Annotated in this window: 9 protein-coding genes; 3 read left to right on the plus strand and 6 right to left on the minus strand. The window is 62.9% G+C overall.

The annotated features are described in order from the left end of the window. Positions 1 to 82 precede the first annotated feature (82 nt). The 5 genes from ACJJVH_RS11120 to ACJJVH_RS11140 form a co-directional block, all read right to left on the minus strand. Positions 83 to 1,867 carry an IlvD/Edd family dehydratase gene (locus ACJJVH_RS11120; protein WP_113435601.1) on the minus strand — a complete coding sequence of 595 codons (1,785 nt, stop codon included), beginning with the start codon at positions 1,865 to 1,867 and terminating at the stop codon, positions 83 to 85. Positions 1,868 to 1,874: 7 nt separating this feature from the next. Then, positions 1,875 to 2,759: an NAD(P)-dependent oxidoreductase gene (locus tag ACJJVH_RS11125; RefSeq protein WP_412063912.1), complete on the minus strand. Its 885-nt coding sequence runs from the start codon at positions 2,757 to 2,759 to the stop codon at positions 1,875 to 1,877. Positions 2,760 to 3,093: 334 nt separating this feature from the next. Further along, positions 3,094 to 6,291 carry an efflux RND transporter permease subunit gene (locus ACJJVH_RS11130; RefSeq protein WP_412063913.1) on the minus strand — a complete coding sequence of 1,066 codons (3,198 nt, stop codon included), beginning with the start codon at positions 6,289 to 6,291 and terminating at the stop codon, positions 3,094 to 3,096. Positions 6,292 to 6,422: 131 nt separating this feature from the next. Beyond that, positions 6,423 to 7,610, minus strand: a complete 1,188-nt coding sequence (locus tag ACJJVH_RS11135; protein WP_412063914.1) for an efflux RND transporter periplasmic adaptor subunit — start codon at positions 7,608 to 7,610, stop codon at positions 6,423 to 6,425. Positions 7,611 to 7,780: 170 nt separating this feature from the next. Next, the gene (locus tag ACJJVH_RS11140; RefSeq protein WP_112802312.1) at positions 7,781 to 8,593 is read right to left on the minus strand and encodes an alpha/beta hydrolase; all 813 of its coding nucleotides are present in this window, start codon (positions 8,591 to 8,593) and stop codon (positions 7,781 to 7,783) included. 234 nt (positions 8,594 to 8,827) lie between these two features. On the opposite strand from ACJJVH_RS11140, the gene ACJJVH_RS11145 reads away from it, so the two are divergent. Continuing rightward, positions 8,828 to 9,739 (plus strand): LysR family transcriptional regulator, encoded by a 912-nt coding sequence (locus ACJJVH_RS11145; RefSeq protein WP_113356361.1) that lies wholly within the window; start codon positions 8,828 to 8,830, stop codon positions 9,737 to 9,739. A gap of 304 nt (positions 9,740 to 10,043) precedes the next feature. On the opposite strand, the gene ACJJVH_RS11150 is transcribed toward ACJJVH_RS11145, so the two are convergent. Beyond that, positions 10,044 to 10,805: an AraC family transcriptional regulator gene (locus ACJJVH_RS11150; RefSeq protein WP_412063915.1), complete on the minus strand. Its 762-nt coding sequence runs from the start codon at positions 10,803 to 10,805 to the stop codon at positions 10,044 to 10,046. Positions 10,806 to 10,942: 137 nt separating this feature from the next. Here ACJJVH_RS11150 and ACJJVH_RS11155 point away from each other — a divergent pair, with 137 nt between their 5' ends. Together ACJJVH_RS11155 and ACJJVH_RS11160 are read left to right on the plus strand one after the other, a co-directional pair. Beyond that, positions 10,943 to 11,902: a DMT family transporter gene (locus ACJJVH_RS11155; RefSeq protein WP_113394291.1), complete on the plus strand. Its 960-nt coding sequence runs from the start codon at positions 10,943 to 10,945 to the stop codon at positions 11,900 to 11,902. 83 nt (positions 11,903 to 11,985) lie between these two features. After that, positions 11,986 to 12,708: a GntR family transcriptional regulator gene (locus tag ACJJVH_RS11160; protein WP_112802320.1), complete on the plus strand. Its 723-nt coding sequence runs from the start codon at positions 11,986 to 11,988 to the stop codon at positions 12,706 to 12,708. Positions 12,709 to 12,741: the final 33 nt, after the last annotated feature.

A 12,741-nucleotide genomic window follows, 5' to 3' on the forward strand; every position in this document is an offset into this window, starting at 1 on the left:
TAAATATATATGCACTACTCCCTTTCACGAACTTTAATGGCAGCGCATTGTTTCCAATCAGCGGTTTTTTCCAAAATCCCGGCTAGTGATTATGCCGAGGCGGAATGGCGGCGATGTTGCGGAAATCGGCAGCACCGTCGAGCACCGCGCCATCGGAAAGCTGCGTGACCGAATGGCGGTAGATGCGCTGCCATGGCGTCGCATCCGGCGGAACGGCGGGAATGCCGTCGCCCTTGCGGCGCTGAATTTCCGCCTCGTCCACCAGCATGTCGCAACGGCCCTGATTGAAATCGATGCGGATGACGTCACCGGTCCTGAGCCAGGCAAGGCCGCCGCCAGCGGCACTCTCCGGCGAGGCGTTGAGGATCGACGGGCTGTCGGCCGTGCCCGATTGCCGCCCGTCGCCGATGGTCGGCAGGCTGCGGATGCCCCGCTTCAAAAGCGCGTCCGGCGGCTGCATGTTGACGACTTCGGCAGAGCCCGGCCAGCCGATCGGTCCGGCGCCGCGGATGACGAGGATCGTCCTCTCGTCGATGCCGAGGCCGGGATCGTTGATGCGCTTGTGATAATCCTCCGATCCGTCGAAGACGACGGCCCTGCCCTCGAACACGCCTTCGTGGCCCGGCTCCTGCAGATAGCGGCTGCGAAACTCCTCGGACACGACGCTCATCTTCATGATGGCGAAATCGAAGAGATTTCCCTTGAGAACGAGGAAGCCGGCGCGCTCCTTCAGCGGCTCGGCGAATGGACGGATGACCTCGCGATCCGTTGCCTGCCGGCCCTTCAGGTTTTCCGCCATCGTCCTGCCCGTCACCGTCGGACAGTTTCCGTCCAGCTTGCCGGCCTGCAACAGCTCCCACATGACGGCCGGAACGCCGCCGGCGCGATGGAAGCGCTCGCCGAGATAGGCGCCCGCCGGCTGCACATTGGCGAGCAGCGGAATGTCGAAGCCGTGCACCTGCCAGTCGTCGGGATAAAGCGCGACGCCGGCATGCTTGGCCATGGCGGCCAGATGCGGCTGCGCATTGGTCGAGCCGCCGATGGCGGAATTGACGCGGATGGCATTGAGGAAAGCCTCCCGCGTCAGCACGTCGGAAGGCTTGATATCTTCCAGCACCAGTTCGACCGCGCGCCGTCCGGTGCGATAGGCCATCTGGCCGCGCTCGCGATAGGCGCCGGGAATGGCGGCGCAGCCGGTCAGCGACATGCCGAGCGCTTCCGCCATGGCATTCATGGTCGAGGCCGTTCCCATCGTATTGCAATGGCCGATCGAGGGCGCCGAGGCGAGCGAGGCCTCCATGAACTCCTCCTCGTCGATCTCGCCCGCCGCCAGCTTGCGGCGCGAGCGCCAGATCACCGTGCCGGAGCCGGCAAGCTCGCCCTCATGCCAGCCATCGAGCATCGGGCCGCCGGAGAGAACGATTGCCGGAATATTGACCGTGGAAGCCGCCATCAGCGCCGACGGCGTGGTCTTGTCGCAGCCGGTGGTAAGGACGACGCCGTCGAGCGGATAGCCATAGAGCACTTCCACCAGGCCGAGATAGGCGAGATTGCGATCGAGCGCCGCCGTCGGGCGCTTGCAGTTCTCGAAGATCGGATGGGTCGGAAACTCGATCGGAATGCCGCCGGCATCGCGAATGCCGTCGCGCACGCGCTTGGCAAGATCGAGGTGATGCCGGTTGCAGGGCGTCAGGTCGCTGCCACTCTGGGCAATGCCGATGATCGGCTTGCCCGACCGCAGTTCCTCCGGCGTGATGCCGTAGTTCATGAAGCGCTCAAGATAGAGCGCCGTCATATCGATATGATCCGGATTGTCGAACCAGTCCTGCGAACGCAGGCGACGCTTGGATGCACCCTTCTCGCTCATCTCTTCCTCAAGCCTTTCCTCGGGCATTCTTGTCTTCCAGATGCTGCAGCAAACCGCTGTGATCCCGCTCGCCGCCGCCGTCCTCGACGAATTCGGCAAACTCCGCCCTCACCACCTCGGTCAGCGGCAAGCGAAGCGACAGGCCCTCGGCCGTAGCCAGAACGGTGTCGAGGTCCTTCAGCTGGTTGCGTGCCGTTCCGCCGGGTTCGAAATTGCGCTCGATCATCCGCTGGCCATGCAGCTCCAGAATCCGGCTTTCGGCAAAACCGCCACGAATGGCGGCGCGAAAGGCTTCAGGCGATCCGCCACCGGCTTCGACCAGCAGCATCGCTTCCGCGACGGCTCCGATGGTGACGGCAACGATCTGCTGATTGCCGAGCTTTGCCAATTGCCCCGTACCGCTCGGGCCGACGCGGGTCACGCGGCCGAACGGCGCCATTATATCGCGGACGCTGTCTATGACATCGGCTTCGCCGCCGGCCATGATCGCGAGCGTTCCGCCCTCCGCACCCACGACGCCGCCCGACACCGGGGCATCGACATGCCTGATACCGCGTTCGGCGAGCTTTACCGCATGTTCGCGGGCAGCCGCGGGCGATATCGAGCTGGTATCGACCACGACCGCACCGGCCTCCAGTACATCGGCAACGCCGCTGCCGAACAGGACTTCGCTGACGGCGCCGCCATTGGTGAGCATGGTGAACAGTACCGATGCTCCCCGCGCCGCCTCAACCGCCGTATCCATGACGACAGCGCCCTCGGCGCCCAGAGGCTCCGCCTTGCTTCTGTCGCGATTCCAGACGGTGACGGCAAAGCCGGCGGCCAGCAGCCGCCGCGCCATCGGCGCTCCCATCAATCCCGTTCCGAGAAAAGCGATCTTCCTGCCGCCCATAGACTATCCTCCGAATTGAACCGCGCAGGCTCCAAAGCGGCATCGGGTCCGATCGTGGCTGTTGCATCCAGCCATGGTCTCCGGCCCCCCATCGCCCTTGAAAACTTTCGGTCCACGGGCAACTCCTCATGCCCGACGTACGTTAATCAACTCATCCAAGAGCTTGATAAACCCATGCTGCCAGCATGCAAAGGAAATTGGCGGCCATGCGGCAAATTCTTCAGGAATCGTATTCCATTAGCAAAATAAACATGCAGAGCCGTGAACGCAAAAGGCGGGACCTTGCGGTCCCGCCCATAGCGTGTCGAGCACTGGAGTATCCTCGGCACGGCTCCTATTCGGCGGCGATCGGGAGTACCGCCGCCGAATGGTCGTTGTCGTTGTGATGGTGCTGCTTCAGCGGACGGTTGCCCGTCAGGCTGCGGATCAGCACATAGAAAACCGGCGTCATGAAGATGCCGAAGAAGGTGACGCCGATCATGCCGGCGAACACTGCGACGCCCATGGCCGCGCGCATCTCGGCGCCGGCGCCGGTCGACGTGACCAGCGGCACGACACCCATGATGAAGGCCATGGAGGTCATCAGGATCGGGCGCAGACGCAGGCGGCTCGCCTCGATTGCCGCCTGCACCGGCTTGCGGCCTTCCAGCTCCAGCTCGCGGGCGAATTCCACGATCAGGATCGCGTTCTTCGCCGAAAGCCCCACCAACACCATCAGGCCGATCTGCGTGAAGATGTTGTTGTCGCCCCCCGTCAGCCAAACGCCCGTCAAGGCGGCCAGCACACCCATCGGCACGATCATGACGATCGCAAGCGGCAGGGTGACGCTTTCATACTGGGCAGCCAGCACGAGATAGACGAGCAGCAAGGCCAGCGGGAAGATGATGACGCCCGAGCTGCCGGCCAGGATCTGCTGATAGGTCAGATCCGTCCATTCGAAGCCGATGCCCGGAGGCAGCGTCTCGCTGGCGATCCGCTCGACGGCAGCCTGCGCCTGGCCGGACGAGTAGCCCTGTGCCGGTCCTCCGTTTATATCGGCGGCAAGGAAGCCGTTATAGCGGGTCGTGCGTTCCGGCCCGGTACTGGCCTCGACCTTCAGGAGCGCCGATAGCGGGATCATCTGGCCCGACGCCGAGCGAACCTTCAACTGGCCGATATCGCTGGCATGCGAACGGAACTGGGCGTCCGCCTGCACGCGCACGCTGTAGGTGCGGCCGAATGCGTTGAAGTCGTTGACGTAGAGCGAACCCAGATAGATCTGCAGCGTATCGAAGACATCGGTCACGGAGACGCCGAGCTGTTCGGCCTTGGCGCGATCGAGATCGGCAAAGAGCTGCGGCACGTTGATCTGGTAGCTCGAGAAGATGCCCGTCAGTTCCGGCGTCTGGTAGGCCTTGGCGAGGAACGCCTTGTTGGCCTGGTCGAGCGCCTGATAGCCGAGACCGGCACGGTCCTCGATCTGTAGCTTGAAGCCGCCGGTCGTGCCGAGACCCTGGACGGGCGGCGGCGGGAACATGGCGATGAAGGCATCCTGGATCGCGCCGAACTTCTGGTTCAGCTGCATGGCGATCGCCCCGCCCGACAGAGTGGGCGTCGTTCGATCCTCGAATGCCTTCAGCGTCACGAAGACGATGCCGGCGTTGGAGGAGTTGGTGAAGCCGTTGATCGACAAGCCCGGGAAGGCGATCGCATGCTCGACGCCCGGCTGTTCCAGGGCGATCTTGCTCATCCGCTGGATAACGTCATCCGTGCGGTCGAGGGTCGCGCCGTCGGGCAGCTGGGCAAAGCCGATCAGATACTGCTTGTCCTGCTGCGGAACGAAGCCGCCGGGGACGGCCTGGAACAGGTAGTAGGTCGCGCCGATGAGCGCGAGGTAGACGACCATGACGAGGCTTTTCACCGACAGGATGCCGCCGACGCCCTTGCCATAGGCGGAAGAGCCGCGATGGAAGACCTTGTTGAAGCCGCGGAAGAACCAGCCGAACGCGAAGTCCATCACCCGCGTCAGCATGTCCTTCGGCGCATGGTGATCCTTCAGAAGCATCGCCGCCAGAGCCGGAGACAAGGTCAGCGAATTGAAGGCGGAAATGACGGTGGAAATCGCGATCGTCAGGGCGAACTGGCGATAGAACTGGCCCGACAGGCCGGAGATGAAGGCCAGAGGCACGAAGACGGCGACCAGCACCAGCGCGATCGCGATGATCGGGCCGGAGACTTCCCGCATGGCGCGATAGGTCGCTTCACGCGGGCTGAGGCCGTTCTCGATGTTGCGCTCGACGTTTTCGACAACCACGATGGCGTCGTCCACCACGATACCGATCGCCAGCACCAGACCGAAGAGACTGAGAGCGTTGATCGAGAAACCGCAGATATACATCACGGCGAAGGTGCCGATGATCGAGACCGGAACGGCGATCAGCGGGATGATCGAGGCGCGCCATGTCTGCAGGAACAGGATGACGACGATGACGACGAGCACGATGGCCTCGAGCAGCGTGTGCACGACCTTGTCGATAGACGCGCGCACGAACTGCGTGGTGTCGTAAACAATTTCATATTTCACGCCGTCGGGCATTGCGGTCTGCAGCTCGTTCATCGTCTTGACGACGTTGTCCGAGATGGTGATCGCGTTGGAGCCCGGCGACTGGAAGACCGGAATGGCGACGGCCGGCTTGCCGTCGAGCAGCGAGCGCAGCGAATAATCGGCGGCGCCGAGTTCGATGCGGGCGACGTCTCGCAGACGCGTGATCTCGCCATTGCTGCCGCTCTTGACGATGATGTTGCCGAATTCCTCCGGCGTCGTCAGACGGCCCTGGGCGTTGACGTTCAACTGCACGTCGATGCCGGGAACGCTCGGCGACTGGCCGATGATGCCGGCAGCCGCCTGGATGTTCTGCGCGCGAATGGCGTTGGCGATGTCGCTTGCGGCGAGACCGCGCTCCGCCGCTTTCTGCGGATCGACCCAGACGCGCATCGAATAATCGCCCGAGCCGAACACGCGGACCTGGCCGACGCCGTCGATGCGGGCGAGCCGGTCCTTGACGTTCAACGTGGCGTAGTTGCGCAGATAGGTGATGTCGTAGCGATTGTCCGGCGAGATGAGGTTGACCACCATCATCAAGTCGGGCGAGCTCTTGACCGTGGTGATACCGAGGTCACGCACGTTCTGCGGCAGGCGGGGTTCCGCCTGCGAGACGCGGTTCTGCACGAGCTGCTGCGCCTTGTCCGGATCGGTGCCGAGCTTGAAGGTGACGGTCAGCGTCAGCAGTCCGTCCGATGTCGCCTGGCTGCTCATGTAGAGCATGCCTTCGACGCCATTGATCTGTTCCTCGATCGGCGTTGCCACCGTCTCGGCGATGACCTTGGGGTTGGCGCCCGGATATTGGGCGGTGACGACGATCGATGGCGGCACGACTTCCGGATATTCGGAAATCGGCAGCAGCTTCAGACCGATCAGGCCGGCGACCACGATGAGGATCGACAGCACGCCGGCAAACACCGGACGGTCGACGAAAAATCTTGAGATGTTCATGGCAGAACCCTCTCCACGAGTGAATCAAGGGACAAGAAAGTCCCGGCCCGCGGCCCAGGAGGCACCACGAGCATTGCAAAATCGAAGCATTGGAACGAACGGCCGGAAGCTAAACATTCCGGCCGGATGAATTACTTGGCGGCGACCTTCTCTTCCGGCTTCGGATCGACCACGGCACCCGGGCGAACCCGCTGCAGACCGTTGACGATGATCCGGTCGCCGGCGTTCAGGCCCGACCTGACGATGCGCAGGCCGTCCGAGGTGTCGCCGAGGCTGACGGGACGATACTCGACCTTGTTGTCTGCGCCGACCACGAAGACGAACTTCTTGTCCTGATCGGTGCCGATCGCCCGTTCGCTGATCAGCAGCTTGGTCTCGGCCTTCGGCTGGCCCATGCGGACCCGCACGAACTGGCCGGGGATGAGACGTCCGCCGCCATTGCCGAAGACGGCGCGAACGCTGACGGTGCCGCTCGCGGCATCGACTTCGTTGTCGATCAGCTGCAGCTTGCCCTTGATCGGCGTGCCGTCATCGCTTGCCGTGCCGATCTGCACCGGGATCTGCTCGACGGGCGGAACGGCTCCGCCGGTGGCCGGCAGTTCGGCCAGGGCCTGGGTCACGGTCTGCTCGTTGGCGCTGAAGCTCGCATAGATCGGATCGACAGAAACGAGCGTCGTCAGCGCCGGCGAGGAAGAACCGGCAGCCACGAGGTTGCCCACGGTGACGGCGATCTTGCCGACACGGCCGGCGATGGGAGCGCGGACCTGCGTGTAATCGAGGTTGAGCTGCGCCGTCTGCAAAGCCGCCTCGGCCGCTTTCAGATTGGCGCCCGCCTCGGCATAGTTGCTGATGCGCGTGTCCATGTCGCTCTGCGAGATCGTTCTGCTGTCGGAGAGCTTCTGGCCGCGATCGACCTCGACCTTGGCAAGGTCGAGCTTGGCTTTTGCGGCGCCCACCTCAGCCTGTGCCTGGGCGACGGCCGCCTCGTAGGGTGCGGGATCGATCGTCACCAGAAGGTCGCCCTGCTTGATCAAAGCGCCTTCGCGGAAATGCACCGATTGAATCGCTCCGGCAACGCGCGGCCGGATCTCGACGCGGTCGATAGCCTCGAGCCGGCCGGAAAACTCCTGCCACGCCGTGACGTCGCGCGGCTCGACGGCAGCAACGGTGACGGGGATGGCCGGCGGTGCCGCCTGGCTGGCCGTTTCGGTTGCCTGAGCGCCGCGCGGCAGCTCCAGATAGAAAGCCGCGCCTGCAACAGCCGCAGCAACACCCATGCCGGCGCCCCACAGGGCCCAGCTTTTACCGTTGGACTTCATGTTGGTCTCTCCTTTGGCCTCGTCTTGGGATACGAGACCGAATTCCTATCGTCGCAATAAAATCGGGGGCCCGAAGCGCCGCTTATCCGCGTGACCATCGCTCCGGTCTCGTGCCTTCGACATCCGGTCCGGTCCGCGCTTGTTCCTCGCGAACGGGATACCCTGGTCGATCAAGCCTGCACGTCTTCGACAAAGCCCTTGAAACAACAGCAGACATCCTGCTGCCACGAAGGCTTGTCCTTCGACTGCCCGCCGTAGAGAGTGGGCCAGCCTGTCCCGGCGGGAAGGACTTGCTGGCGAACACGGACCCCGGCCGCTTTCAGCCGACTGCCGTATTCCATGCTCTCGTCGCGGAGCGGGTCGTCCTCGGCCGTGAGCACCAATGCCGGCGCGAGGCCCGAAAGCCGCGAACAGTATCGAGGCGCTGCATAGGGGTGGCAGACTCCGCCCAGGAAACCCAGGTATCGGTTCCAGCCTTCCGTCCAGCGCTCGCGCATGCCGCTTTCCTCCGCCTGGAGGAAAGATTTCGATCCCATGAATGGATCGAGCAAAGGCGATATCAGCACCTGTCCGTCCAGCGAACCGGGTATCTGATCGCGCGCCTTTAAAGCGACACCCGCTGCGACATTGCCACCCGATTCCTCTCCGGCGACAAACAGCAGCGATTTTTTCGCCCCACCCAGCGCAAGCATGTTCCGCTTGTTGCTGAGGTAGGCGAGAATCCCGTAGGCGCATTCCAGCACCTTCGGAAAAGCATTCTGATTGCAGCTCGTATAATCAGCCGCAACCACGATGGCACCGGCCTCGGCGAGGCTTGCGGCCACCGGTCTGTCGGTCGCGTGCTCGGTGTCGAGAAAAGCGCCGCCGTGCAGATAAAGCACGAGAGGTGCTGCTTTCTTCAAACCTTCGCCGTTGTAGATCCGAGCTGCCACCGGCCCCGTAGGCACGTTTTCCAGCACAACATCTTTCCACGGCGCACTCATCGACCCAAATCCCTGTCTGCTCGAGTAAATATGATCCAATCCACAAGCGGTTTATCATGCTTTGCAATCATATTCTCGAAAATGCGATCCTTGGCGCCCCCATGCCGCATTGCATCAATCACGATAAAAACATATTGTTATTCCGCCTCGAGAATAAGTAGCCTATATTCGATCAGACTATTCAGGATCACAAACAATCGACTCCTTTTCTTCGGCGTCGAGGGACATCATAGAATGGATCAGTTGTCAGCAATGCGGGCATTCGCGCGTGTGGTGGAAACGGGTAATTTCACCCGCGCAGCAGCGGCCCTTTCCATGCCGAAAGCGACGGTGACGACGCTCATCCAGTCGCTGGAAGCGCATCTGCATGCCAAGCTTCTCAACCGGACGACCCGCCGCGTCATGGTGACGACGGATGGCGCGCTCTATTACGAGCGCGCAGTTCAGATCCTCTCGGAAATAGAGGAGCTGGACGGCAGCATCAGCAATTCGCAGAGCCTGCCGAGCGGGCGCCTGCGTGTCGAGATGGCCGGTGCCTTCGCCGAACGCATTGTCATGCCGGCGCTATGCGACTTCCACCAGCGTTACCCCGATATCCATATCGACCTCGGCGTCGGCGACCGGCTCGTCGATTATCTCGCGGAAAACGTCGATTGCGCCCTGCGTGCCGGCATTCCGAGCGACCAGTCGCTGATTGCCCGCCGCGTCGGCGAAATACATCTCGTCACCTGTGCCGCTCCGCTCTACATCGAGAAGCATGGCATGCCGGAACGGCCGGACGAGCTGGAAACCAGTCACTATGCCGTCAGCTATTTTCGCGCTCAAACCGGCCGCACGGTTCCTTTCACCTTCGAACGCGGCAACGAGTCCCTGGAAATCAGCCCGCGCTACATCCTTTCGGTGAACGACAGCCGCAGCTACGTCGAGGCCGCCTTGACCGGGCTGGGCATCGCGCAGGTTCCGAGCTTCATGGCGCGGGACGCGCTTGCCAGCGGCGAACTCGTCCCGATCCTACCCGGCTGGACACGCCCGTCGCTGCCCCTGCATATCGTCTATCCACCCAATCGCCACCTCAGCAACAAGGTGCGCGTCTTCGTCGACTGGCTGGCAAAGCTGCTGGTGACATCGCGCGTCGCGGAAGCTTGAAACGCCGGGGCGCCTTTTTCTCCGGCGCGTGAGAAGAAGGCGCAGCCCTCGTGAAGGATCATTTCCCGAAAGCACCTGCCGGCTGATGGACTGTCGAAGTCAACCGGTTCCAGATCTCGTCGATCGATCACGACATCCGCTCGGTCGGCGAGCCGGGTGATCGCCTCCCCGAGCATAAGGGTCGTACGCTCGGCCTCCGAAAATCGGGGCATTTCCGCCATACGGAAACGGCGACGATCCGAAAGAACAGCGCAAGCTGAAGATCGTTTTGACGGAGCCTTGCATGCGCCAATGCGTGACAAGCCTAACGCATCTGCAGTGGGCTCGTGCCCGTCAGCCTGCGGAACATGGCAATGAAGGCGGACGCATTGCTGTAACCCAGCCGCGATGCGATCCGGTGCACGGGCTCGCCCGCCTCGATCAGCGACAACGCGGCAACCAGTTTCAGGCGCTGTCGCCACTCGTTGAAGGAAAGGCCGAGATCGTCCTGACAGCGCCGCGACAACGTGCGCTCGGTCGTCCCCATCCGGCGCGCCCATTCCACCAGGGAATGCCGGTCGCCGGGATCGGACTGCAAAGCGCTCAGTACGGGACCGAGCAGCGGATCGTCCGAAAGCGGCAGGTAGCTCTCGCAGCGTGGCGCCGCCCGAATCTGATCGACCAGAACCTGCGCGAGCCGCAAGTCCTCGGCCGTTTCCGGTATGGTGACATCGCGCGCCGCGAAATCCGCCAGAATCGCCTTCAGCAGCGGGCTGATGCTGAGCGTCGAAGGCGTATCCGGCAGATCGATGCAGAGCGCGCGCTCGACATAGACGGTGACATAGCGCAGATCATGCTTGTTATGAGCGCCATGCATGGTGTCTGGCGGCAGCCAGATGGCATAATGCGGCGGCGACAGATAAGGGACGCCCTGAATATCGAACTCGCAGACGCCGACAAGCGCATAGTTGAGCTCGCCCCAGGGCTGGCTCTTGTTGGGAAAAACCGTGCCCGCCTTATAGTTCTCGGTTCGGAAGGAAACCGGGTTGGGCGGATCGCCCTCGATGCGTGGAACCCTGACCGACATGTCCTCATTTCACTACCGTTTGTCTTGATATCGTTATATACCACGATTCGGACAAAGGGTAGAAAGGCCGGGATGGCGAACCACGTCCGCCTTCCTGCATTTTGCCCCAAGCCAGAAGACGACGAGAGACCGATTCCATGAACACCCAGCCGAACACGTCCACCTCCATCCTCAGCGCGGCGGGTCTTGCGCCGCTGCTGACGGTGCTGATCTGGTCCGGCAATACGGTCGTCACCAAGGCGTCTGCCGGCGTCATCTCGCCGGGTTCCATCTCCTTCTATCGCTGGCTGCTCGCCTTCGTCGTGCTGCTTCCGTTTATCGGCCGGGCAGCATGGCGCAACCGGGCACAGTTGCGCGAACATTGGCTGAAGCTCGCCACTCTCGGCGCGCTGGGCATGGTGATCTACCAGAGCCTCGCCTACGAGGCGGCCAAAACCACCTCGGCCGTCAATATGGGCGTCATGATCGCTTTGATGCCGCTGCTGTCGACAGTGCTTGCCGGCTTGCTGGCGGGCGAAAGGCTTACCGTTGCGAGCCTCGCCGGCGGGGCAATCTCCCTGATCGGGCTTGTCTATCTGACGTCGCAGGGCGATCCGATGCGGCTGGTCACCGGCGGCTTCCATATCGGCGACGGCCTGATGATAATCGCCGTGCTCTCGAACGCGCTCTATGGCGTGATGCTGAAGCGCTGGGCGATGCCGCTGCCGATGTGGCAGCAACTCTTCTGGCAGATCGGCTTTTCGACCTTGCTGCTGATCCCGGTTTTTCTCATGGGCGATATCTCGCCAATCACCACGGCGAACCTGCCGCTGATCCTTTATGCCGCGATCCCGACCTCACTGATCGCGCCGCTCTGCTGGATGGTCGGCATCCATAAGCTCGGGGCGAGCCGGACCTCGCTGCTGATCAATCTCCTGCCCATCGTCGTTGCGGCGCTGGCCTGGGCGCTTCTTGGCGAACAGCTGCATTCCTACCATGCCATCGGCGGCGCCCTCGCCCTCATCGGCGTCGGCCTTGGCTTACGGAAGCGCCGGGCGAAGAGCGATCGGACCGCGCCCGCGACCGATCGGGCAAGCTGGGAAGCGGAGGAAGCCTGACGGCCGCTCCGGGAGACCCCTTTCCTTTCGCCCGCCCTTCGTTCTACCATGAACGAGTCCTGAAAAGCGAAAAGGAAGCGAGCGTGCGCATAGCCCTGGAACCGGTGTCCTCCAGAACGACGATCCAGGAGAGCGTCTATCAACAATTGAGAAACGCGCTCATGGCCGGCAATTTCGATCCCGGCCAAACGCTGACCATTGCCTCGCTCGCCGAAACCTTCGGAACCAGCAACATGCCGGTGCGCGAGGCACTGCGCCGGCTGGCGGCGGAAAATGCGCTGGAAGTCGCCGCCAACGGCTCGGCCAGGATTCCGATCGTCACGCTCTCCCGGCTGGACGATCTCTGCCGCGCCCGCATCGCCGTGGAAGGGCTGGCCGCCGAACTCGGCATGCCGAACCTCACCCCGACGGACATTGCGACCCTGGAGCGCATCGCCGGCGAACAGCATGTGATCGGCCTCGGCGCCAACGTCTACGACCTGATGGCCAGGAACCAGCAGTTCCACTTCACCATCTACCGCGCCTCCGGCTCCGAGGTGCTGCAGCAGCTGATCGAGACCCTGTGGCTGCGCTTCGGCCCTTACATGCGCATGCTCTCTGCCTCCGTCGAGCCCCTGATGCGCAGCGGCGAGCTCGATCCCGCCGGCGAGCATGTCGCGATCGTCAAGGCCCTGAAGGCCGGCGATTTCGCCGGCGCCCGGGACGGCGTCGTCGCCGATATCAGACGCACCCATGAAATCCTGCGGGATTATTGCCCGGCCACGCAGGACGAGCCGCGCAAGGGCTCCGGCTCGGCCCGCCGCTAACCTCACGTCGCGAACCTTCAAAGAAAAGATCGA

The sequence above is a fragment of the Rhizobium sp. SYY.PMSO genome, assembly GCF_046840415.1.
In the GTDB taxonomy this organism is placed as follows: domain Bacteria; phylum Pseudomonadota; class Alphaproteobacteria; order Rhizobiales; family Rhizobiaceae; genus Rhizobium.